This is a genomic window from Bifidobacterium sp. ESL0769, assembly GCF_029395495.1.
Classification (GTDB): Bacteria; Actinomycetota; Actinomycetes; order Actinomycetales; family Bifidobacteriaceae; genus Bifidobacterium.
Window position 1 is genome coordinate 219,882 of record NZ_CP113918.1, and the last position, 24,026, is coordinate 243,907.

Below are 24,026 nucleotides of genomic sequence, written 5' to 3' on the forward strand. Positions count from 1 at the left end.
GCGGGGCTTTTTCGTGTTGTTGTAAAAATCAGCTCGCGCAAACCCATAGTTATCAAAGGATGCTGTACGAATTTCCATGGTTGCTTTTGATAATTATGGATTAGTGTGAGCTGGCTGCTCGTTATCTTCTAAAGTTTGTCTAATATTTTTTACAGAATTATCAGACATTACTTTCGGATATAATCAATACGACGTAATGGTGTTGTATCTGTCACTGAATAATGACTCACTGAGGAGGCGATTGCTGATGTGGAAAACAGTGTTGTTCGATTCCCTGCATCGAAATCTGTCGGAGAAAAATGAATCCGCTGATTGTAGCGGTAGGAAAATAAAAAATCATCGCAAAAGCGCATCCCGCCGTCTGCTGGCCGCTCTGTCGTGCGTCGGTCTTCTTGCGTCGCTGACCGCGTGCTCCGCCCCATGGAAACACGATGCGCAAGGGCAGCCAGATTCAGGCTCCGCACAATCACAAGTCGGTAATCAAGCTAGTGACAAGAAGTTGGCACCGAATCTCACGGCGCTATTTGACCAGTATCTCGCCAAAAAGTCTTTGAGCAATTATGAGCGTGAAGTGCTCACTCGCGCGAAGGAAAACGGCAAGATTAGTAGCGAGGATTACCAAGCTGCGCATACTAAAGAGACTTCATGTCTGGCCGCCAAAGGTTGGAAAACGCTTGAGCACATGGGGCCTGGCGGTTTTTATATTAACGATGGCACTGATCCGGTGCCAAAGGATGCGGCTGAATCGGAGAAGATGCAGAAGGTCGATAGCCAGTGTGCAGAAGGCGTGAGCAAGAACATCGAATATCTCTATGTCACGCAGCAATCGAATCCGGAATTGCTTGCCGACGATTATGAGGCCACGGTTCACTGCCTGCACAGGCACAAAATTGCTGATGGTAAATTCACTGCCAAGAAACTCAAGGACGCAATGAACGGCACAGGCGACCCACAGAAGAAGATCCCGTTCGATATGAATACCGATGATGCCATGACTTGCTTTGCCGCTGGTGGTATGGCCTGATTGCGTATCTGGTAAATGGCGGTTTTATTTCAGCAGATAATCCTTAGCTGATACGAAGCGCCCATTAGGGGTGCGGAAACTTGACTTGCCGCGATAGACGACTTGTCGTTGCTCGATGGGGATATCGAGGTCGCGGCCGACGGTTTTCAGGTGACGGAAGAAGTCGTCGCGTGGCGTGATGCCGGACTTGATTTCGATGAGTTGAGGCGAAAGGGAGTTGGTCATGTCCATCAGATCGACTTCCACGCCGTTGGAATCACGGTAGAAATAGAGCCGGGATTCGCTGTTGGCGTTGAATCCGCGTTTGAGCGTCTCCTCGATGATGAGGTTCTCAAACACGGCTCCGCGCTTCGGATGTCGGAGCAGTTCGTCGACGCTGCGGATGCCGAGCAGATAACACAGCAAACCCGTGTCATAGAAATAAAGTTTTGGCGTTTTGGTAAGTCGTTTGCGCGGGTTCGAGAAATAAGGTGATAACAGGAACACGATATAGCTGGCCGATAACGTGGTCAGCCAGCTATTGATTGTTGGCCGGCTGAGTTCCGTATCGCGAGCTAATTTTGAGGTATTGAGCAACTCTCCTGAATTTTGAGCGCATAAGCGGAGGAAATTCTCAAAGCTTCGATAATTCCGGATTTCAAGCAGGTCTGAGATGTCGCGTTGAAGATAGGTATCAAGGTAACTGCGAAAATAAATATGTTCGGGAATATCGGCTTCATAGATATGTGGATATCCTCCTCGAAACATGAATCGGTCAACGGGGAAATCCGGGATTGAGTGTGACACTTCGTGGTAGCTCAATGGCAGTAATTCAAGAATCCCTACTCTTCCCGCCAGCGATTCCTTGATATTTTTGTTGAGCAGGAAATTTTGTGATCCCGATATGGCGTATTGTCCCATCTCATGGCGTTCGTCCGCGACGACCTGTATTTCAGGGAACAGTCCGGGCGCATACTGTGCTTCGTCGATGAACGAGTGAACAGGTTGGCTGTGCATGAATCCAGTGGGATCATTGTTGGCGAGGCTTCTAAGTTCCGAGTTTTCGAGGTTGAGATAAGTGAAGTCTGGAAATGCCGATTGCAGCATGGTCGATTTGCCGCTCTGGCGCGGCCCCATGACGGAAACTATCGGGAACCATGTCGCCATCTGTTTGGCGTGTGGGGTCAATTCGCGGGGGATGAGCATGGTATATCCATTTCCGTAACTCGACAGAATAATTATTAAATTTTATGATAGTTGTAAAATTGAATTTATGCAAGTTGTAAAATTCAAATTATGTAAATTGTAAACTAGTATTTCGTGATTTCTAGTAGGAATGAGCTCGGGTTGCTGGAAGTCTGATAGGAATGATGCTGATTCGGCGTTTGATTTTAGGATAATCAGTCATTTCGTGTTATGTAAATCTATCAGTAGAAGTTATGATGGTTGTAAAATTCAGATTATGCAGATTGTAAAATTCAAATTATGTAAATTGTCAACTTGGGCTTATGTAAGTTGTCGGTTTCGTTTTATGTAAATTGACGGTTTGAGATTATGCAATCTGTCGGTTGGCGACGACTGCTTGTAAGAAGGGTATCTTGAAATCGTTGGAATTCCGCCATGTCAAAGACTTTTTGCAGAGGATTTTCGTGTTCTGGCTTGGAGTGTTTGGACGTGTTGAGTTACGTTGAAATTGCCGGAACGGTTGTCGGCAGCTCAAGCAAGATTATTCGTTCGATATTGCAAGAAGCAGGAGCGATTTGAAGTACTCTTGAATGAGCGCATGTCAGCAAAGGGTTTGTAGGACAGGAAAACGGAAGGGCGCGACGATGGCGGTGCAGATGCGGTTGGGTGGTCAGATTCGTGAGCATCGTGAGGCTATGAGCTTGTCGCAGGACGACCTCGCAAGCAAGATCTTCGTCTCCCGTCAGACGGTTTCGAATTGGGAGAACGGCCGTACCTATCCCGACGTCCAAAATCTCTTGCTGCTGGCCAAACTTTTCGGCATCACACTGGACGAACTGGTCAAAGGAGACGTCGAAGAGATGAACAACGAAATCAAACGCAACCGCGAGCAAATGCTTCTTTGGTTTGCGGTGTCTTGGGTCTTGATCGGCATATCGGTAGTTACGTATTCTGCTTTCGCGATTTTGACTCATGGCAATGGCGAGAGCCCGATAGGATGGCTTGGTTCTTTAGGATGTTGGACTGGGTTGTTGGGGTTCGCCGCTTCGGAGCATCTCGGAAAATTAGAGAAGAACGTCGATGTGAAGACGTTCCGCGAGCTCGTGCAGTATTCGACCGGTCAAAAAATCGACCGCACTCACTGCAATGACATTCTTCCCAAAATCGCTTCGGTTATCGTCCTTGTTCTTTATGCGGGCATCCTGATTTTCAACGATATTGCCTGGATGTAGCTCGTCTGACTTGTTACAGCTAACAAGAAAACTTATGCAGATTGACTAATAGAACTTATGCAAATTGATAAATAGCGTTTATGAAAATCGTATGGTTCGTAAACTAAACATTATATATTGCAATGGTTTAAGCGATAGCATTATGTTTGAACAAGTTTCAGTTTCTGATTTATAAAAATAACATTACTGCTGTTCGTTTTTTAGAATTCAAAGTTACAAAGGCAATATTTCTGGACTTGGTTTTGGCCTATAACCCATATTTTTCGGTTTGACAATAATGTCTTGGGTAAGAGAAATTTAAATTATATTTCCTCACAATCCTGCGGGATTTGTGGGGTTTATTTTCAACGTAGAAAGATTATTGGGTAGCTTTTGAACGTTGCGGTGGCGATTGATTACTTGAATTGCGTGTATGGCTGTGTGCTTCCGCGACGAAAACAACTGGAGGTGATTGGGATGAACGCCATATTACGGCAGTCGTTGAGCGGACAGTACGAGAGTGTGCAGAAGCGTAATGTCTACAAATATTATGATGCGTTGAACGAATTCGACATGCTTTTTGACGACTATATGGCTGAAGGTCTTTTCGATGAGCTCATGCCGGTCCGTGACGTGCACGGCGAATGCCCGATAGTGACTGCCCTCGGTGCGGAGAACCTTTATTTCTTGCTTGAACGAGTCCGCGCTACCGGCGGTAATGCTAATGTCTTTGTAAAATCCGGGAATAGCATCGTTCCCATTTCCTTTACCCAGGTCGAGTTGGTGCCAAAGGGCGCTGCTGACTTGTCCGATAAGGGTGAGTGGGAGAACGGCGACGCGACGATTGATAGTTTTATCGCCTATCTTCGCACGCAGCCCAACGGCGTTGTGCTTCCGGATGCCTTGCCAAAAGGCCCGTTGACAAATATGACTTTGGGCAAGCAGGATGTGCCAATCGGTGCTTCGTGCGAGGTGTCAGTTTGATATAAAAATAAGTGGATATGAAAAGACACGGGATAATGCATATATACTTATAAACTCAAATGTTTTGGACGATTTAAGTCTCAGTTTTCATGAGATTATAAATGTCGGAATAGCGCTTACATTTAGCTGGATGTGTACTTCTGATTTGTTCATATTTATTAGCAGTTAAAATTTGATGTATGAATATGAAAATGAGCAACCTTAAATGGGTTTCTGAGCTGAGAGAAAACTGGAAGGGAAAGCACTATGCAGAATGTGTTTGGCAGATCGTTAAAACCATTATCCTGGTTATGATTTTAATCTGGATAAGTTATGAAGTGGCTAAGAGTATGGTTATTGGGCTAAAGCCGTACGTTTCACTTTTGATTTCCTTGGCCCTCGTTTTGTTTTTTATTGGAGTACCGCTTTATTGTGCTTGTAGGTCTTGGCAACGGCGTAAATGGTTTACTGATTTTGTACTAATTTTCCATTCCGTTGCCTCAGTTATACTTGGAGCTGTTTTATTCACTATATGGGCGACGAAATATTCTTTTGAGGATTCTACATCGATTTTAGGTCCGATAGAGCACCACCGAGAGGTAGCGCAGATTGCAAAATCCGCGCCGTTTATCGCTATAGCTATTGTTGCTGATGCAGTAGAACTACTCGTTTTGTTATTATTCTACACGGATGTATGCCATTCCAGTCAGAACGAAAGAGGTATTTGGAAGATACTTAATCTCGGCAAAACTTCAGAAAAATTCGTCGAAAATTGGTTTGTGCGCACTTTTTATTACGCTCCAATAATTCTTGTTCTTGCCTTTAGCGTAGCTGCACTTGTAAGCGTGGAAGGCAATGATCACGAAGTCTCCAAGATGGTTCTCAATGTGATTGCTGGTTGGATTACGTTTAGTTACTTTACTCAACTCATGGATGAACGAATTTGTCCGCAACGTGGTCTTTTCAAACAACAAAGGAATAAAGACTAGAGCTGGAGGACATATCGTTTGTATAGGCTTATACAATAACTTATTTTGGAAAATAGTCTTTAACGCGCAAGGCTACCATCTTGATAGATAAGACGCAGCTTTGTTTATTAAACTCTAGTTTTGCCCCTATAGCAGATTTCAATGTATATCGTGTTTTTACGTATGAGATTGACCCCGGAGTTTCATGATTTTTCGCATGAATGACTTTCAGGAGGGCCTTGCAGACTTCAATATAAAGTATCCGATACTTCCAGGCCAAATCAGATTTGGGATTTGCGGTCTCAGCGAGTGTTTCAGATTTCTGTTATTTTTTCTTTTCTTGATTTATATGTTAAATCCTTGGGATTCCAACGTTTCATGACGAATAAATCCCTAATTCCAAAAACTTGAGCCAAAAAGACTCAAGTTTTTTCGGAAATTCGGGAATATAATTTGACAATACAAAGTTGAGTGAAGTAGGCTCAGGTTTTGGAACATCAATCAGGTGCGAACCTGGATGCGGACCGCGAACGAGAAACGAAAGTCTCGGCACGGCTTCCGGACCCGAGCGAACAGATGTGAAACGTAACGAATAAGGAGAAACGAATATGGGACGTGCAGTAGGTATTGATTTGGGTACCACAAACTCTTGCATCGCAACGCTCGAAGGCGGCGAACCCACGGTCATCGTGAACGCCGAGGGCGCTCGCACCACCCCGTCGGTGGTTGCGTTCAGCAAGTCCGGCGAGATTCTCGTCGGCGAGGTCGCCAAGCGTCAGGCCGTGACCAACGTCGACCGCACCATCAGCTCGGTCAAGCGCCACATGGGCACTGACTGGTCGGTGGATATCGACGGCAAGAAGTGGACTCCGCAGGAGATTTCCGCACAGATTTTGATGAAGTTGAAGAGGGACGCCGAGGCGTACCTGGGCGAGCCGGTGACCGACGCGGTCATCACCTGCCCTGCATACTTCAACGACGCACAGCGTCAGGCGACCAAGGACGCCGGCAAGATTGCAGGCTTGAACGTGCTGCGTATCATCAACGAGCCGACGGCTGCGGCACTGGCTTATGGCCTTGAAAAGGGCAAGGAAGACGAACGCATCCTGGTCTTCGACCTCGGCGGCGGCACCTTCGATGTGTCCCTGCTGGAGATCGGCAAGGACGACGACGGCTTCTCCACCATTCAGGTGCAGGCCACGAACGGCGACAACAAGCTCGGCGGCGACGATTGGGATCAGAAGATCATCGATTGGCTCGTCAGCGAAGTCAAGAACAAGTACGGCGTCGATCTGTCCAAGGACAAGATCGCTCTGCAGCGCTTGAAGGAAGCCGCGGAACAGGCCAAGAAGGAGCTCTCCAGCTCCACCGAGACCAACATCTCGATGCAGTATCTGGCCATGACCCCTGACGGAACGCCTGTCCACCTCGACGAGACGCTGACTCGCGCCCACTTCGAGGAAATGACTTCCGATCTGCTCGGCCGTTGCCGCACGCCGTTCAACAACGTGCTGCACGACGCGAACATCTCGGTTTCGCAGATCGACCACGTGGTCCTCGTCGGCGGCTCGACCCGTATGCCGGCCGTCAAGGAGCTCGTCAAGGAACTCACCGGTGGCAAGGCCGCGAACCAGTCCGTCAACCCGGATGAGGTTGTGGCGATCGGCGCCGCGGTGCAGTCCGGCGTCATCAAGGGCGACCGTAAGGATGTCTTGCTCATCGACGTCACCCCGCTTTCCCTCGGTATCGAGACCAAGGGCGGCATCATGACCAAGCTCATCGACCGCAACACCGCTATCCCGACCAAGCGCAGCGAGGTCTTCTCGACCGCTGAAGACAACCAGCCTTCCGTGTTGATTCAGGTCTATCAGGGTGAGCGTGAGTTCGCCCGCGACAACAAGCCGCTGGGCACCTTCGAACTGACCGGCATCGCTCCGGCTCCGCGTGGCGTCCCGCAGATCGAGGTCACCTTCGACATCGACGCGAACGGCATTGTGCACGTTTCCGCCAAGGACAAGGGCACCGGCAAGGAACAGTCCATGACCATCACCGGCGGATCCGCTCTGCCGAAGGACGAGATCGATCGCATGGTCAAGGAAGCCGAAGCTCACGAGGCCGACGACAAGAAGCGTAAGGAAGACGCCGAGACCCGCAACACCGCCGAATCCTTCGCCTATCAGATGGAGAAGATGGTCAATGACAACAAGGACAAGCTCTCCGATGATGTCGTCAAGGAAGTCACGGGTGATGTCAACGACTTGAAGGAAGCCCTGAAGGGCGACGACATCGACAAGATTAAGTCCGCCCAGGAGAAGCTGACCACTTCCTCGCAGAAGATCGGTCAGGCGCTTTATGCGCAGCAGGGTGCCGAAGGTGCTGCTGGCGCCGCGGGTGCCGGTGCTGCCGGCGCGGCAGGCGCAGGCTCCAGCTCGTCCTCGTCCGATGACGACGACGTGGTTGACGCCGAAGTCGTTGACGACGATGACGATAAGAAGGACAACAAGTAATTATGTCCGGGTTCGATAAGGACGACTATCTGAAGGATCTGCCGGATCCCGACGACGCATGGCTCAACTCCATGGCTGGGTTCAATGCGCCGGGTGCAGGATTCTGCGGGTCCCCCGATGGGGCTGATTCTGCCGAACCCGAGCAGACTAACGCCGGCGCAACCGGCGAAAAGGCGGGTGAAACAATGAGCTCCGAACAGTCGAATAACAAGGCCGACGACGAGGCGAAGCAGAACCCACAGGGTGCCGCCGCAACAGACGCCAACAACAACGACAATACGAATGTGAACGCAGGCAACGGTTCCGCGCAAACGAATGCTGGCCAGGCTGGTGCTGACAATAGTCAAGCCAACGCTACTGGTGCTGCAGCTGCCGTCGCTAATACCAACAGCGACAAGGCAACCGGCGACGCAGACAAGGCCGGTGCTACTGATGCTGCCGATGGCAAGGACGGCGAGAATACGCTGACACCGCTCGGTCAGGCGAAAAAGGAAGCCGCGGACTATCTTGATGCGCTCCAGCGTGAGCGTGCCGAGTTCGTCAACTTCCGCAACCGCGCGAAGAAAGAGCAGGAGATCTTCCGCCAGCACGGCATCATCGATGTGCTCACGGCGTTGCTCCCGGCTCTCGATGACATCGACCGTATCCGTGAGCACAGCGACCTCGACGATTCGTTCGCTGCTGTGGCCAACAAGATCGACAAGGCGTTCGAGAAGTTCGGCGTGGAGAAGTTCGGCAAGAAGGGCGAAACCTTCGATCCGACCAAGCACGAGGCGATACTTCACAAACCAGATGCCAACGCGACCGAAGAGACTGTGGACACCGTCGTAGAGGCGGGCTATCGCATCGGCGACCGGGTGATCCGAGCCGCTCGTGTGGTGGTGGCTTCCCCGAAGGCCTAGCGGGTTTCCGCAATGACGTAATACGTAGAGTGCGATTCCCCGCGTAGCCGGAGGGTCGCACTTATCGTTTGTAAAGTCGTTGCAGGGAATGTATTGGCTTAGCCCGAGAAGGAGGGCAGTGATATGGCTGAGAATGAATGGCTAGATAAAGATTTTTACAAGGTGCTCGGCGTCTCCAAGGACGCGACGAGCGCAGAGATCACCAAGGCTTACCGCAAGCTCGCGCGTAAGTACCATCCCGATCTCAACAAGACCAAAGAGGCCGAGGAGAAGTTCAAGGACATCTCGGAGGCCTACGATGTGCTCAACAACGAGGATCAGCGCCGCAAGTACGACGCGATTCGCCAGTTCGCGGGCGGCGGCGCGAGGTTCGCCGGCGGTTCCGGACAAGGCGGGTTCGGCGGGGGAGCCTCCGACTTCTCCGACATCTTCGGTTCGATGTTCGGTGGCGGTGCGGGTGGCCCCAGCGGGGTTCGCTTCTCGACCTCCGGCGGCGGTCCGACCAACCTGAACGACATCTTCTCGATGTTCGGCAATGCGGCTGGCCAAGGCGCCGGTGGCTACGCAGGTGCGGGCTCAGGTTCTCCCTATGGTTCCGGTTTCGGCGGCGGGTCGAGCACCTACCGTGAACCGCAGGAGCCTGTGCGTGGCGAGGACCGTAACTCGAAGATCACGCTGACGTTCCGTCAGGCCGTGAAGGGCGCGACCGTTTCGCTCAAGGCAGGCGGGCGCAAGTTCAAGACCCACATCCCCGCCGGCGTGAAGGACGGGCAGAAGATTCGGCTTCCCGGCAAGGGCAAGCTTGGTTCCAACGGCGGTCGTGCAGGCGATATGTACCTGCAGATCCACGTGAAGAACGACACGAAGTTCAGTCTCGATGGCAACAACATCGTGATGCCGCTGCCGGTCACCATCGGTGAGGCCGTTGCGGGCGCGCGCGTCAAGGCACTCGACTTCGACGGTAATGAGGTCACGTTCCGCGTGCCGGCCGGCACGTCGAGTGGAGCCGAGGTCCGTGTTGGCGGCAAGGGTGTTCCTGGTCGTGATGGTGACTTGGTCGGACGTGTTGAGATTCGCGTGCCGAGCAGGCCCAGCATGGCGCAGAAGCACGATGCCAAGGAATTCGACAAGAATTCCGGCGAGTTCGTCGACGAGGTTGCCAAAGAGCGCGAGTGAATCGTGTGAGTTGATTGGTCTATTTGCAATCGGGTAAGAACTTTGCGAATAGGCCAATCAAGCAGTTTTAGGTAAGATAGGCAATATGTATTACGTTGACAGATAAAGGGGTCAATGCAATACGTTATGAATAAAGTGACAGACAATGACGAGCGGAGGTGAATGATGGCTCGAATTTCTCGTGAGGTACAGGCGCTGTACGGACTGTGCGCGGTTGCGCTGGTCGAGCAGCGGGCGGATTTGGACGGTGCCGACGACGTCGGTTTCGATATCGACCTGCCGGTTTTCAGCGTGGGTCGTGCTGCGAATTTGGCAAACATCCATCCCCAAACACTACGTCAATACGACCGTCAGGGCTTGATCGTTCCGCAGCGTACGGAAGGCGGCGCGCGCCGCTACTCCCTGCGTGACGTACACAAGCTCGCCGAAGCCCAGCGGATGAGCCAGGAAGATGGCATCAACCTCGCTGGCATCTCGCGGATTCTCGACCTGCAGGAAGAGAACCGCCAGTTGCGGCGCGAGGTGAGGCGTCTCGAACGTCCGCGCGGTTCCAGTATTTTTGCGGCCGATTCCGATGGCGACATTACCGAGGTCCAGCGCTCGCGTCAGGCCCGTCGCTGGCGTCACGACGTTCAGGCCCATACTCGTCAGCTGCCAGGCCGTCCGTACTATGCCAACGATGCCGCCAATCCGTATGCATCGAACGCACAACCGGACACACCTGGGGCTGGAGCTGACGCGGCAACGCAAGAGCAGAGTGTTGTCCACAAGCCTCGTCATGCCGCGAAGCCTAATGACGCTTCCCATTCCGACCCGTTCGTAGACCCTCGTTCGTTGGTCGTCTGGGGCAATTATTTCGACTGAGGGATTACGGGGAATTGTTCGATCGCATTGATTGACCGGTTATTGACGGTTGGTTTTCGACGAGACTTTTAATAGATGTTAAAAAGCGTTCACTAGGGGATACCTAGTGGGCGCTTTCTTGCATATTCGAAGGTGAATGCAAGAAATCAGCTGTTGAGCTCTTGTAAGTGGCCATTTTCTTGCATTGTTGCGAGAGAATGCTAGAAAACAGTCATTTATTGACGTTGAGTGACCGATTTCTCACATGATGATAGAGGAATTCTAGAAAATGGCCGGCTGCCGATTCTTCGATAGTGGTATGCATTGCGTTTTGTTTTATGTGGGCCGGGCTGCGAGCGGCAGAATTAAAGCGAGTGCTTATGGCATGATAGAGGTGTACAAAACGTTGAATGGTGCCAGCACCATGTATCGCAGCGATTGTATGAGTGAACAAGCTGGCATGGACGGATATGACGAGGTGGATTCCTTTTGGCTTTGCAACGGCAAAATAATGGAACGGGTTCTGGACGGATGCTGAAGGCTGTGCTCTGGGATATGGACGGCACGTTGATCGACTCGGAGCCTTACTGGCATCAGGTCGAAATGGGCATCGCCAGCGAACACGGCGGTTATTGGAGCGAGGACATTGGCTGGACTTGTTCTGGCAAGCCGGTTCCGCAAGTCGCACAAAAAATGGTGGACAACGGCACCAAATTGCCGGTCTCTGAAATACAGCGGCTCATGATTGAAGGCGTGGCTCGTAAGGAAGCGGAACACATGCCGTGGATCGAGGGCGTGGAAGACGTGTTGCGCTCGCTGGTAGCCGCCGGGATCCCGTCGGTTTTGGTGACGGCGTCGCCGCGACGCATGGCCGAGAACCTGGTGCGTCAGGCTCCTGAAGGCGCGTTCGTCGGCTACGTTTGTGGTGAAGACGACCTGCCCAAGAAGCCGAATCCCGCGCCGTACCTTGCCGCCGCAGAAGTCGTGGGTATTGAGGTTCCACGGGAGATACTTGTAGCAAACGGGATGACAAATCAGCTGGGCAGCAGTGCCAACGACCGTACCGGTGTTTCGTCTCAGGCACCGGATTCCGATAGTCTCGGTAATCAGGGCAACCGAAATGTTCCTGCCTCCGAGCATTCGGCGGAATTTGCGGACGATACGCAATTGGCTATTTTCCGTCACGAAATGGCGAGATGTGTAGCTCTCGAAGATTCCATGACTGGCATCGAGTCTGCGGCTGCTTCCGGTGCGACGACCATCGCCCAGACCGGTTTCATCGGAACGGATACCTCTGCCGGCCCCCAGTTCGCCTCAATCAACAGCTACGACAACTTGACCGCCGAATCCCTAGAGCGTTACGTCGAGCGGCGGCTGGCGGCGATATAGAAGAGGGTGGCGTGAGAAGGTGTATTGGTTCAAGGCCGATTTCGCTATATCTTGATTATCTCAATATCAATTGCTGAATTTTGTCATTAACTATAATTGCAAAATATTGCCCAAATGGGTACTATTGTAACTATAGAGGTGACAAATATGGCAACTATAGCAAAAACTCGAATGCAGATTCGTATCGACCCGACTCTCAAGGAACAGGGTGAGAAGTTGTTCCATTCGTTGGGTATCGATTTATCGAGCGCGGTCAGCATGTTTGTGGCGCAGGCTGTTCACGACGGAGGTATGCCGTTCCGTCCGGTTGCGGATCCGCTGATGGCGGCTGTGCGAAAAGCCGAGGCTGAACCTGCGGAATATGTAGGCAGCGCGCAAAACGTGAGGGACATGATTGATGCCCTATAACTTCAAGGTCAGCCCGCAGTTCAAGCGTGATGTGAAGGTGATGAAACGCCGGCACCGAGATATGACTCCTCTCAAAGAGGCTATTGGAGCGTTGGCCGTCAACGACACGGATCTGCTTGCTGGAAGTTATCGTGACCACAAGCTCACTGGTGGACTTTCGGGTTACCGTGAGCTACATATCGAAGGCGACTGGTTGTTGGTCTATAAGAAACAGAAATCAACAGTAACTATTGTGCTTATGCGTACTGGTACGCACGACCAGCTGTTCTAAGGAAGATTTCTCCAAAGAAGGAGGGTGTTTTGCGGGAGAACTACAGGGCAAAAGGCGGGGTCGAGGTCACCGACGAGATGATTGACCAGTGGGACAAGGATGCCGATAACGGCATCTACCATGGCACTCCCGGTAAGCTTGTTGTTAACAAGCCGCTGGAGCATCCGCCGCTGTATGAGGAACCGACGGTAATTGCATAATCTGCTGATTAACGGCCTTATTGAATTTTGTGTACCTGTATGTGCACCTAAAACGTATTTTTCGGTTCTTTGGATGGTTTACCGGTAATGTGTTGAAGTCTTTCAAATACAGGTTGAATCAACGCGGATTCATCGGGATGTGATTCAAGGAATGTCTGAATCCCTGCAAGGCTGTTATTGAAGATTTGTTTTTGGCCAGAAGTTATGGTGTCGATATTCGCGGAGTTAGCGAATGTGTTCAGTAACTTTTCAATGGGCTGGTCGTCCACTCCGGCTGTGCCGGCGTGAACGGTTTCGATTATATCGCCGTCGCGATTCGCAATACTTGCCATGTCAACGTTACCGGTCTTCAAAAGTAGACGTAGGGTCTGGGGAATCTGCTGCATGGCTTTATCGTGGTACGCGGGATCGGTCCACCGTCCGCTTCCGTTGGTTTCAACTTGGCGTATGTAGCGCATAACAATACCGGCGAGGGAGAGTATCGGAGGAACGACAAGGGCAATGAGACGAGTCTGGAATCCTACCTGATGAAAGTCGCGTAGTGTCTTGGCGTTGGAATCCGGATGATTGAAAGTCGTTTCGATGATAGTGCTTACGCGTCGGTGTCTGAGATAATCAAGGGACATGCTAACCCAAGCGCCTGAAGCCTGACTCGTTGCCGAGGGCATCAGTAAGGGGTCAGCATCCATTAGCTGGTCGTAATCAGGATGATGGGTTCTTAAATCATCTCCGTTTATTTCTATAGCATTGTTCCGGGAAGCTATGCTCGCAATGGCTTTGGTTTTTCCGGCTCCAGGCTGGGCACCGACCATGAATAAAACAGGCTGTTCGATTTTGGTTCTGCCTGCAATTTCCGAATCGAGAATGGGCGCTATTTCTGTATCGAAAATAGCTTGTAAGGTTGAGTCAGAAAGAATCCTGTTCATCAGACATAGGCAACTTGTCGGTCGGATTTATTGTCGCGTTTGCCGGTGAGACGCATCGCAAGTTCCTCAACCTGTAACAGCACGGATTGGTCGTCGCACAATTGACGCAATTGATTGGTCGTATCAAGCACAGACTGCTTGTCGTTCGCGTCGATGCCGGATACCCAGCGTCGTACGCCACTGATGTTTTTGAGCAAGGCTTCGCGTTGGTTCGTGTTAGAGGATTGCTTGAGTCTGCGCGAGTACTTTCCGACGAGCCGGTTCGCGGTTTCACGCATGGTGTCGTAAATCATAGGATCATATGTCTCGGTACTCATTTCGCCTCTACCGGTTAGCCGTTATTCGTTGTTACAGTCTAAGCTATCACTTTTGCGTTTCAATTGAGCGCAGGGGGAATAAAAGCGGTTCGAGGCTTCTAATATTTGGAATATCTTGAAATAATAAAAGGGCTTCCAAGAAAATCTCGAAAACCCGCAAAGTGGAGCTGATGGTAATCGAAACCACGACCTCTTCGATGCGAACGAAGCGCTCTACCAACTGAGCTACAGCCCCATGCCGCCCAAGTTCATCACTCAAGACAACGTTACATATTCTAGTACAACCCAATCCCAAGCACAATTCGGCGGGTTGACGGCAATGAACGGCAATGATCGAGCGAAATGACAAAGGCCGCTAAGATCCTTGCTTAGTCGGTCATTTCCAGCGTGTTCCCGATAAGTGACCGGCTCGATATGGCCGGATTTTTGACATGGCATCGTTGGGTAACTGTTTGTGATTGAATTTATGTGAGCGGTAACATGGATGTTGTAAGGTGGAATTAACAAAAAGGATATGAATGACTGCCAGTGACGTGGAAGTCGCGTTTGCGGTAATCGTGATTGAAAGGAATAAATATGACTACTTTGGATGATTTTGGGCCTGAGGTCCGCGCCGAGGTCAAGCAGGTGCGCGAGGTCGTCGCTTCGTTGCATGAGCAGCTGATTAAGTGGAACCTCGTCGTGTGGACCGCCGGCAACGTTTCGCAGCGTTTGCGTACGGCTGATTTGATGGTCATTAAGCCTTCCGGAATGCGCTATGAGAGCCTGACTCCGGAGTCGATGGTGGTCTGTGACTTGAACGGCGATCCGGTTGACGGCTTGGCTGGCCCTAGCTCCGACACCAAGTCTCATGCTTATATTTATCGCAATATGCCTGACGTCTACGGAGTTGTGCACACCCATTCCACCTACGCCACGGCTTGGGCGGCCACTGGCCAGAACATTCCGTGCGGCCTGACGATGATGGGCGACGAGTTCGGCGGTCCGGTTCCGGTCGGCCCCTTCGAGCTCATTGGCTCGGAAGCCATCGGCAAGGGCGTGGTGGATACGCTGAAGAAGTATCCTCATTCCCCGGCAGTGCTGATGCAGAACCATGGCCCCTTCACCATCGGCAAGGACGGCGAGGCTGCCGTCAAGGCTGCTGCGATGACTGAAGAAGTGGCGCACACGATGTGGGCCGCCCGTCAGATCGGCGACATCATTCCGATCGCGCAGGAAGACATCGATAAGCTGAACGACCGTTACCAGAACGTCTACGGCCAGCACTGAAAATATGGAGCGTCATCGCGCCGCCGACGACTTTGACGTACCTTAAGTACGCCTTCGTCGACGGCGACACGATGCCACACACATATTTCGGTTTTTATGTTAATGGACCGCTAAGCCTCAATAGGATAACAATTGGGCACTCCCTAAGAATTCTAGGGAGTGCCCAATTTATTATTTCAGCTGTAATCCATCGCCTGTGACTAGTCAGGCGGCAGATAAACTGACGCCAATTACATGTCTTCGACGACCAGATAGGTCATATCCAGCGGGCCGTGGACGCCGACGACCAGAACCATTTCGATATCGCCGGTAGATGAGGTGCCGGTGATGAAGTTGATGTTCGAGGTCTTGAGCTCGCCCGACTTCAAAGCCGGTTCGTAGTAGTCCATCGCCTGACGGGTGCGTGCGACGATCTTCGATTTGCGGATGATACTCAGGTAGTGCACCGGCAGGAAGTGGAAGGCGCGGCCCTGGCCGGGTGTGGTCGGAGCGGTGATGGTGCAGGATTCCGCACACAGGAAGTCGGCGAAACCGATGGCCGCCTCCGAGTGGTTCGCGGTGTCGATGTTGACTTCGCGTCCGGCACCCGGGACCCAGAACGAGGGCTTCGGATCGAGCCCATCGCGCCACTCTTCAAGTCCGAAGGCCTGATAGTTCTCGTCGTAGGTCGGCAGCAGCAGCCTGCCGTCGGCTTTCGCCGCGATGAACTTGTTGAGCGCCGTGGGGAGCTCCGCCTTGGTGGTGGTCTGGAAATCGACATGCACGGCAGGCGCGTTCTGTCGCGCGATTTCAAGCAGCTCATCCTGGCTATGCCCGGAAAGCGTGCTCTCCGGAAGGTCGTTGACCGGGGTCATGGGATGATTCTTGAGCTGATGGCGCGGACGCCCGCTCTTCGCTGCTAGATAATCAAGAAATACTTCGCGGTCGGTCATTGCTCAGTCCTTCTTTCCATCTGTTGCGGCATCGCTCGGCGCGGCCGGATTCGTCGGATTGTTCGCCACGGCTTGTTTCAGCACCGGGTTGGTGGCAGCTGCAGAAGCAGCCTTCTTGCCGTAATTGCCGGTTCCGGCCTCCTCGATCGATCCCAAAGCCACCGGCACGGTTGCGTCGCTCAATGGCGCCCTCTCCAAGAGGCCGTCCTTTGCGGATTTGCGCGCCGAAACGCTGTTGTCGTACGAGCCGAAGTCGGGGGTGTTGGGATTCTGCGCCAGAATCTGCCGCTGTGCCTTGTTGAACTCCTCGTTGTTGCCTGCGGCCTTGTACTGCTTGGTCTTGCGGTCGTTGAACCACGTGCGGAAGTTCTTGGAATGGGCCGGCGGTTCCGGCAGGTCGCGGACCTTGGTCCACCCGCCGAAGACGAACGGCATCCATTCCTCATGCTTGCCGTTTTCGTCCAAGTTCTTGGCGGTGTCGGGAACGCGTCGTCCGGTGGCCGGATCCTTGATGCCCTTCTTGGCGATGGTGTTCATCGCGACGTGATCGAAGGTGAGCGCGGTGTGGAAGAGCGAGGAATGGCCGGTGCCAATACCGACGACCTTCATCACGGTGTCGGCGATCAGGTCGCCCATGTGCTTGTCGTTCATCTCGATCTCGCGGTGTTTCAGAATCATCTCGTGCAGCGGAATCTTGACCGGGCAGGTCGCGGTGCAGGCCGAACACAGCGAGCACGCATACGGCAAATCGTGGAACTCGTCGTAGTCGCCTTGCAGCAACGGGGAGAGCACGACGCCGATGGGCCCCGGATAGATGGAGCCGTAGCCCTTGCCGCCGATGTTGCGGTAGATCGGGCAGACGTTGAGGCAGGAAGCGCAGCGGATGCACTGCAGAATCGGTTCGAACTCGGTGCCGAGTGCATTGGAACGCCCGTTGTCGACGATGACCACGTAGAAGTCCTCGGGTCCGTCGGCTTCGTCGGGAAGCTTCGGCGAAACGAAGCTGCAGTAGGAGGTGAGCTTGGAACCGACGGCGGAACGGACCAGCATATTGTCCATTGTTTCCGCTTCGCGCAGCGTCGGGACGATACGCTCCATACCCATGACGACCACCTGCGTGGGGGCGATGGACATCGAAAGATCGGCGTTGCCTTCGTTGGTGACGATGTTGACCATGCCTTGGTCAGCGACGGCGAAATTGCAGCCGGTGATGGACATGTCGGCTTCGAGGAAGCGCTCGCGCAGCACCTTGCGGGAGAAACGGGCTTCGTGCTGCGGATCGTTGTCGCCGGTATAGCCGATCTTGCGGAAGAGCTCGAGCACTTGGTCGCGGTTCTTGTGCAGCGCCGGGAAGACCAAGTGGGAAGGTTCGTCCCAGTTGTCGAGCTCAAGAATGAACTCGGCCAAGTCGGTTTCGGTGACCTTGACATCCGGTATCTTCAGCAGTGCCTTGTCAAGCCCGATTTCGGAGGTGACCATGGACTTCGGCTTGACGATCTTGTGCGCCTGCTTTTTCTTCACCAGATCGGTGATGAAATCACGCGCCTCCACGTCGGTCTGCGCGAAGAAGACGTGCCCGCCCCGCTTTTCGACGTTGTCGGAGAATTCCTCGAGGTAGTCGGGCAGGTAACGGATGCACTGCTGGCGAATCTGCTCGCCAAGGTCGCGCCAGCCTTCCCAGTTGCCGAGCTCGGCACGGGCGGTCTCACGCTTGACCCACTGCGCGTCCTGCGCATTGGAAATGGCCTTGTGTGCGAACTTGTCCTTCTCGTTGATTTTGACGCGGGTGACGAAATTGGGATCGCCATATTGCAGCATCGTGCCGGTCTTCTTGCCGGTGCGCTTGAACATGGTGTCGTCCATCTGGGTGTCGCTCATACCAAGGCCTCCTCGTGCGCGTTGGAATGTTCCAAAGTCTGTTGGTCGATGGCCCTGCGTTGAGTGGCATCGACGTACTTCACACGGCTCATGTCGACATTGCTGTTGAGTACTTCCGCCAGATGCATGATGGTGATCTTCTTGCCGAGGCGGTTGAAACGTCCGCCGATGTTCATCAGGCAGCCGGGGTCACAGGAAATCAAGACCTGTGCGCCGGTGCTTTCGACGTCCGAAACCTTCTCGTTGACCATTTCCTGGGAGACCTCGGGCATCTTCATGGAGAACATGCCGCCGAAGCCGCAGCAGTTTTCGATGTGCGGCAGTTCCTTGACCGTAAGGCCCTTGACGTGGTCCATAAGAATATAAGGACTCTCACGTTCGCCGAGCAGGCGGGTCATATGGCAGGAACGGTGATAGGTGGCCACCGCGTCCAGTTCCGCGCCGGCATCGAGCACGCCGAGCACGCGGTAGAGGAACTGCGAGAACTCGTAGGTCTTGTCGGCCATTTTGTGGGCCTTGGCCTTGTACGCGTCATCGCCCTTGGGCAGGTGGAACTGCAGTTCCTTGAGCATATTGACGCAGGAACCGGCAGGTCCGACGATGTAATCGGCGTCGACGCTCATCAGGGCGTCGATCTCGTTGTGCATCACCTTTGTGGATTCCTTGACATATCCGCTATTGAATGTAATCTGTCCGCAGCAGATCTGTTGCATCGGCATGTAAGTTTCGCAGCCGAATCTTTCCAGAACTTCAACCATGGCTTTCCCAACATTGGGAAATATCAGGTCGACCAGGCAGGTGGAGAAAATCACTACCTTCATCTTGACTCCTTCGAGTGGCCTTAGATGTTATTACTTTAGGCTTCTATCGATGCTTCCTTGCACGTAAATCCAACGTTCAATGTCCCATCAAAAACAACCTTTAACATATAACGATATACGGCTAGAATGAAAAAAAGCCGCAAATTACCATAAATTCAAGATTGTCAATGTGAGCTTTCTCACATTTAATGGTTAAATTAGATTTTACTGTCATCTTTGTTGCAATAAATTAATCAAAAATGTTGATAAAACAAATGAATTACCGTTTTCGATAATTATATTCCAAGTCTGTAAATTATTGCGACGCTTCGTGCCGTAAAGTTGCGAAATGAGCCGTTTGCGCTATTTTGCTTATATTTATTGATGATTTTTCGCATTACCGGTTAACAGGTGATTAGTTGTTGTTGGGACGAGAATAACGTTTGACATCTATTTTTGCAATTCAATATTACTCTAATTGTGGAGTTTTCAAAAGCTCAATCGGCGATTTCGCTTTCTTCGACCGCCGAGGTTTCCTCCACGCTTTCCGCCGTTTTCTTCTTGCCGAACTTGGCCTTGAGCAAGCCGATGATGGTGGGCAGCAGTGAGATGAGGAGGATGGCGACGATGACCAACTCAAAGTTCTCCTGCACGATGGGAATGCCACCGAAGAAGTAGCCGAGCAAAGTAAACAAAGTGGACCAGGTGAGCCCCCCGAGCATGGAGAACGGCGTAAACCGGCGCCAGCGCATGCCAGAAAGTCCGGAGATGAACGGCATGAACGTGCGGATGAACGGGAAGAAGCGGCCGAGGAAGACAGCGAGCGGACCCCACTTGTCAATCATGGCTTCGGTTTTGGCGAGGCGCTCTGGGGTCATGGCCTTGACTCTGCCGCTTTCGATGATCTTGCGGCCGAAGAAGTGGCCGATGAAGTAGTTGCACTGATCGCCCACGATAGGTGCGATCCACACCACCGGCAGCAGAGCAATCAGGGGGAGCGCGGATTTGCCGGTCACCGCGTCGGGTGCGGCGAAGAAGCCGGCCGCGAAGAGCAGCGAATCGCCAGGCAGGAACGGGAAGAAGACCGCGCCGGTCTCGATGAAGACGATGAGGAAGATGAAGCCGAGCGTCGGCGCCACCCCCATCGAGATCCAGCCGGCGATAATGGTGCGCGGGTCTTTCAGAAGCTCAATGAGGAAGTGAATGAAACCCATGGTGTCCCGTCTATAGTCCTATTAATTGCAATGCTCAAGCCCGTGGTCGCAAGCCCGCAGGCCGCTGCGTGTTGTTTAACGGCTTGGTGTCTTGGCCGTGTGGGTAGTCGGCTGGTCTGCAAGCGCCAACGGATGCGGCGTTCCGGCAGCGGCCGAATTGTTCCAACTTCGCCACTTTACCAGCAACATTCTGGCAATTGACTGCCAAATGCCTGACCCCCATATGAATCTCACAAATCGTCTTGCCGCAAACTGCAAAACTGCGCTCGATTTCTGCCGGAATCTGTTTGGCAGTGGTTTGGGGAATCGACAACCAGTGCCTTATGTAAAGAAAATGTAAAAATCCCCAAACAAGTAAAAATAGCAAAATTGTGAAAAGGATAGTTAATATCATAATATAATTATTTTAAAGTTTTATAAAACGTTTGATTAATTTTTTGTAAGACCAACTGCGAGAGGCAGTTTAACATAATTAATATTTAAAATTATCAGAATTGACTATTTAGGAAAACTTCCAAAAATCCTTGTATCTGGTCAAATAAAGCCGTTTTGTTCCTTTAATTATTAGGCTCTCGGCAATCTTTCTTTCTGTAATATTTAAAAAGAAGTCAAGTTGAAATACATAGAAAACAGAAAATTAGACAATATTTAGCATTTGTACGTCAAACGTTATTTATTGTGCATATTTTATTTTTTGCCTAAGGAGTTACAGGCAGACTGGGGAGTGCTTTTTGAAACGTGTAGTGCTCAGTAAAAAGCTACTATGTGCACTTGCAATTATCGCAATTACGCTCATAGGTGCGTTGCCTGCGAATTTCGTTATCGCGGACGCTGAAGGGAGTGCTGCCTCCAACCCACTTTTGCGCGGCGGCGAAAGTTCGTCTTCATCCTTGACGCGCGATTTCACGCAGTCCGACTTCCCTGCTGCATGTATACAAAGTTCTTCTACCGCCGTTCCGACTGATCAGAAGGTCGACTGCAAGCCTAAGCTCTTCCAGTTCCTGGGGGAGAACAACAAGATGCAGGGCGCCAACGTCGCCGACGAGCTCCGCATGGATTTCGTAGTGCGCCTGCCTCACGGCATCGTAAACCCCAATTGCGTGCCTTTGGGGAGCTCTTCGGATTATACGGGCAATATGGGGCAGGGCAACGGCCGCGATTGCGGCATGCAAGTCATCTTCTCCCGTACCAATTCCGACGGGAGGGCATCAGGTGGGACTCGAGATCTGCGCGCCGCGAAATATCTCAATACCTATGGCGGTGATGGCTCGAACGTCAATGAGTCCACGGGTCGAGGCGCGGCAGCGGCTTGGGCTTCCAACCGTGATGAGTTTTACACCATCCACAATGTGATGGTTTCCGGTGATTACGACTTCATCACCATGTCGTTGGAAGGCGACATTGCCTATAGTGTGGGCAACCAAATCGCCTATGGCAACGTTGGTGGTGTGAAGTTTCTGCCGCAATACGTCTACATCCTCGCTTCGACCGGCAGAGGGTCGCGCAATTCGTCGGATTATCAGTTTGGCGATTTTGGCGCCATCAGTTATATCACCAATATCGCGGCGCAACGCCCTGCCTACATGTATGCCGACGGCGTGGACACTCCGTCCGTGAGCAGTGTGGCTGATGCCAATGCCAGGTTGCCTTACGCCAACAACGGGCCTATTTCCTATATTGGCTGGGACAATAATACCAATCTTTTCAGCGGCGGTCAGGCCAACTGGGGGTTGGTGACCGATTACGGATTCACCGGACAGCCGTCGGGAAGCACCATGGTGGCCCCGGCCAATTCCTTCTTCGTCGAGTGGTACAACAAGGCGCAGAGCAGGACCTATAGCTACAGGGACTCGAGCGGAAGGTCCCAGACGATGCCTTACCCGTGTTCACAGAACACATCGTTCTACTACCAATGGTTCGGACTTGACGGGCATACGTGGGAACCGGTGACTTCGCTGACCCCGGATCCTGTGAAGTTCACCGGAGCGCCTGCGCTCAGCAGTTACGACGGGAACGCGCCTGCCTTCAACGCCACCAACAGGGGATATGGGTGGGGCAACAGCACCCCCAACGGCAAGTTGATTGTTCCCAATGCTGGCACTGCCAACATCGCGCAGAATACCGATGGCAGCATCAACTTCGGCAAGGCAAGAGCGATCCAGCCTGAACTTGACGGTTATTTCAAGCTGGTCACCTGGCCGATCACCACCACGCCGACCACGAGTGACCCGAACGGACCCCAGTCCTATGATGGCTGCATCTCAACGGCCGCGCCGACGGGCAATTCCTCGTTCAGCGTTCGTGACGCCTACAACCCGCTTTACAACGATGCGGATCCCAGCAATCCCGTCGATATCAACATCCATACGCCGCAAGCCCAGATCAACGATGCCATTGCCAAAGGCTGGACCATCGATACTGCTTATGCCAAGTATGCCATCGATCGGCCTGATCCGCCCACCATTGATCAGTCGCCTTTACCGTATGTCGATCCTGACAGCAGAACCATCACCGGTACCGGCACTCCGGGCTACAAGGTGACGCTCTACCGCGAGAATCCTAACTCTTTGATTAGTGACAGTGATCCGGACAATAGCTCGACCAGAGGCGACCGTGTCGGCACCGCCACGGTGGGAGAGGACGGTACCTGGAGCATCGACGACAACACATCAATCAATCCGCAGCTTCAGAATCACGTTCGCTATCACGCTTGGCAGACGGAAGAGATGAGTGGCTACGAGCTCAGCTCCCTGTTCTCGAATATCGTACGGGAAAACTTTCAGTCGAGGCTAAACTCAAATCCGCAGATTTCGTCCATCGTAGTGCCGCATACCGGCTCCTCTGGAACCCTTTCAACGCCCGCCCAAGTGACGATTCCTATCAGCTACCACGGCTCTAGCCGCTCGACCTTGCGGGTCTACGCGATACCGCAAAACAATGAGCAGGTATCTTCGCCAGTTCCGCCAGGCACCATTCCCGATGACAAGTGGAAGGTGTGTGACGAGGGCCAGATCGGCTCTTCGATTGGCTGGAACTGCGTTATCGATGCGAGCAAGTTCAGTGATGCCAATCATACGAAGAGCGACGGCACTCCATATATCTGGTACACGGTTATCGCTGTGCTCACCACCCCTGGTGGTTCTTCGAACTACGGTGAGGTCAACAACCAAGTCATAGACATGTATCCACCCGTTGTCACCATCAGTTCCGTCGATCGCACAACAGGTCTGGCCCAAGGCACTGTGACCAAGCCGAAAACAGGCGAAACCATGAGCAGCGTCAAGGTGTTGGTCACTTGGCCTGACGGCAGCACCAAAACCGTCACCACCGACAGTTCGGGCAACTGGCTGGCCGATATACCTGCCACCATGCCGTCCGGTGCGGTCAGCGTATCCGCCACCGATAACGCTAGCGCTCATGAGATAGACCATAATTTCGGCGCGGCCCCGACAGATCAAGGCAATCAGTCGGCGACGGTTACGGCTCAGCTCACCGGCTATCCCCTCCTTAGCAATTTGCCGTTCACAGGCAGACGCCCATGGCTGGCCTTCCTGTTGGCGTTCATTGTGGCGGTGGCAGCCGTCAGCGGTTACTTCGCCTTCCGGCACCTTCGTTCCAATTTGATACATAAGGGGGCGCATGCGAAATGACGTATAGCACTCCA

Annotated in this window: 21 protein-coding genes, 1 tRNA gene and 1 pseudogene; 14 read left to right on the plus strand and 9 right to left on the minus strand. The window is 52.5% G+C overall.

The genetic code is table 11. From position 1 onward, the window contains the following. Window positions 1-247 precede the first annotated feature (247 nt). Window positions 248-1,024 (plus strand): hypothetical protein, encoded by a 777-nt coding sequence (locus tag OZX72_RS00765; protein WP_277158569.1) that lies wholly within the window; start codon window positions 248-250, stop codon window positions 1,022-1,024. Between the two features lie 24 nt (window positions 1,025-1,048). Here the strand turns inward: OZX72_RS00765 and OZX72_RS00770 are convergent, their stop codons facing one another. Next, window positions 1,049-2,170, minus strand: coding sequence for an ATP-binding protein (locus OZX72_RS00770; protein ID WP_277158570.1), 1,122 nt, complete (start codon window positions 2,168-2,170; stop codon window positions 1,049-1,051). Window positions 2,171-2,832: 662 nt separating this feature from the next. Here OZX72_RS00770 and OZX72_RS00775 point away from each other — a divergent pair. The 11 genes and pseudogenes from OZX72_RS00775 to OZX72_RS00825 all read left to right on the plus strand — a co-directional run bounded on the left by OZX72_RS00775 (window position 2,833) and on the right by OZX72_RS00825 (window position 13,026). Further along, on the plus strand, window positions 2,833-3,420 hold the full coding sequence (locus OZX72_RS00775) for a helix-turn-helix transcriptional regulator (protein WP_277158571.1): 588 nt from the start codon (window positions 2,833-2,835) through the stop codon (window positions 3,418-3,420). Between the two features lie 372 nt (window positions 3,421-3,792). After that, entirely contained in the window at window positions 3,793-4,383 is a 591-nt protein-coding gene (locus tag OZX72_RS00780; RefSeq protein ID WP_277158572.1) for a hypothetical protein, read from the plus strand. A gap of 179 nt (window positions 4,384-4,562) precedes the next feature. Then, a complete protein-coding gene (locus tag OZX72_RS00785; RefSeq protein ID WP_277158573.1) occupies window positions 4,563-5,351 on the plus strand; it encodes a hypothetical protein in 789 nt (262 codons plus the stop codon). Window positions 5,352-5,938: 587 nt separating this feature from the next. Then, window positions 5,939-7,837 (plus strand): molecular chaperone DnaK, encoded by a 1,899-nt coding sequence (gene dnaK, locus OZX72_RS00790; RefSeq protein ID WP_277158574.1) that lies wholly within the window; start codon window positions 5,939-5,941, stop codon window positions 7,835-7,837. 185 nt (window positions 7,838-8,022) lie between these two features. Next, window positions 8,023-8,739, plus strand: a complete 717-nt coding sequence (gene grpE, locus OZX72_RS00795; protein WP_277159315.1) for a nucleotide exchange factor GrpE — start codon at window positions 8,023-8,025, stop codon at window positions 8,737-8,739. Between the two features lie 123 nt (window positions 8,740-8,862). Further along, entirely contained in the window at window positions 8,863-9,915 is a 1,053-nt protein-coding gene (locus OZX72_RS00800; protein WP_277158575.1) for a DnaJ C-terminal domain-containing protein, read from the plus strand. 165 nt (window positions 9,916-10,080) lie between these two features. After that, window positions 10,081-10,578: pseudogene (locus tag OZX72_RS00805) on the plus strand (MerR family transcriptional regulator); the annotation flags it as partial. 711 nt (window positions 10,579-11,289) lie between these two features. Next, complete coding sequence (locus tag OZX72_RS00810; RefSeq protein ID WP_277159316.1) at window positions 11,290-12,147, plus strand: HAD family phosphatase; 858 nt, start codon at window positions 11,290-11,292, stop codon at window positions 12,145-12,147. Between the two features lie 147 nt (window positions 12,148-12,294). Continuing rightward, a complete protein-coding gene (locus OZX72_RS00815; RefSeq protein ID WP_277158576.1) occupies window positions 12,295-12,555 on the plus strand; it encodes a type II toxin-antitoxin system RelB/DinJ family antitoxin in 261 nt (86 codons plus the stop codon). Further along, window positions 12,545-12,826: a type II toxin-antitoxin system YafQ family toxin gene (locus tag OZX72_RS00820; protein WP_277158577.1), complete on the plus strand. Its 282-nt coding sequence runs from the start codon at window positions 12,545-12,547 to the stop codon at window positions 12,824-12,826. The genes OZX72_RS00815 and OZX72_RS00820 overlap by 11 nt, the downstream gene beginning before the upstream one ends. Window positions 12,827-12,855: 29 nt before the next feature. Beyond that, window positions 12,856-13,026: a hypothetical protein gene (locus OZX72_RS00825; RefSeq protein WP_277158578.1), complete on the plus strand. Its 171-nt coding sequence runs from the start codon at window positions 12,856-12,858 to the stop codon at window positions 13,024-13,026. A 47-nt stretch (window positions 13,027-13,073) separates the two neighbouring features. Here OZX72_RS00825 and OZX72_RS00830 read toward each other — a convergent pair whose 3' ends face one another. From OZX72_RS00830 to OZX72_RS00840, 3 genes are all read right to left on the minus strand, one after another. Continuing rightward, entirely contained in the window at window positions 13,074-13,952 is an 879-nt protein-coding gene (locus OZX72_RS00830) for a zeta toxin family protein (RefSeq protein WP_277158579.1), read from the minus strand. Beyond that, window positions 13,952-14,269: a hypothetical protein gene (locus OZX72_RS00835; protein ID WP_277158580.1), complete on the minus strand. Its 318-nt coding sequence runs from the start codon at window positions 14,267-14,269 to the stop codon at window positions 13,952-13,954. Before OZX72_RS00835 ends, OZX72_RS00830 begins: the two co-directional genes overlap by 1 nt. A gap of 162 nt (window positions 14,270-14,431) precedes the next feature. After that, window positions 14,432-14,504 (minus strand) — tRNA-Ala (locus OZX72_RS00840). Between the two features lie 341 nt (window positions 14,505-14,845). On the opposite strand from OZX72_RS00840, the gene OZX72_RS00845 reads away from it, so the two are divergent. Further along, window positions 14,846-15,538 (plus strand): L-ribulose-5-phosphate 4-epimerase, encoded by a 693-nt coding sequence (locus OZX72_RS00845; protein ID WP_277158581.1) that lies wholly within the window; start codon window positions 14,846-14,848, stop codon window positions 15,536-15,538. Between the two features lie 230 nt (window positions 15,539-15,768). Here OZX72_RS00845 and OZX72_RS00850 read toward each other — a convergent pair whose 3' ends face one another. The 5 genes from OZX72_RS00850 to OZX72_RS00870 form a co-directional block, all read right to left on the minus strand. Then, entirely contained in the window at window positions 15,769-16,470 is a 702-nt protein-coding gene (locus OZX72_RS00850; protein WP_277158582.1) for a lactate utilization protein C, read from the minus strand. A 3-nt stretch (window positions 16,471-16,473) separates the two neighbouring features. Further along, window positions 16,474-18,348, minus strand: coding sequence for a LutB/LldF family L-lactate oxidation iron-sulfur protein (locus OZX72_RS00855; RefSeq protein ID WP_277158583.1), 1,875 nt, complete (start codon window positions 18,346-18,348; stop codon window positions 16,474-16,476). Then, window positions 18,345-19,169 carry a (Fe-S)-binding protein gene (locus OZX72_RS00860; protein WP_277158584.1) on the minus strand — a complete coding sequence of 275 codons (825 nt, stop codon included), beginning with the start codon at window positions 19,167-19,169 and terminating at the stop codon, window positions 18,345-18,347. The genes OZX72_RS00855 and OZX72_RS00860 overlap by 4 nt, the downstream gene beginning before the upstream one ends. A gap of 476 nt (window positions 19,170-19,645) precedes the next feature. Continuing rightward, entirely contained in the window at window positions 19,646-20,362 is a 717-nt protein-coding gene (locus OZX72_RS00865; RefSeq protein WP_277158585.1) for a VTT domain-containing protein, read from the minus strand. A 34-nt stretch (window positions 20,363-20,396) separates the two neighbouring features. Continuing rightward, on the minus strand, window positions 20,397-20,756 hold the full coding sequence (locus OZX72_RS00870) for a hypothetical protein (RefSeq protein ID WP_277158586.1): 360 nt from the start codon (window positions 20,754-20,756) through the stop codon (window positions 20,397-20,399). A 409-nt stretch (window positions 20,757-21,165) separates the two neighbouring features. On the opposite strand from OZX72_RS00870, the gene OZX72_RS00875 reads away from it, so the two are divergent. Next, a complete protein-coding gene (locus OZX72_RS00875) occupies window positions 21,166-24,012 on the plus strand; it encodes a hypothetical protein (protein WP_277158587.1) in 2,847 nt (948 codons plus the stop codon). Window positions 24,013-24,026 lie beyond the last annotated feature (14 nt).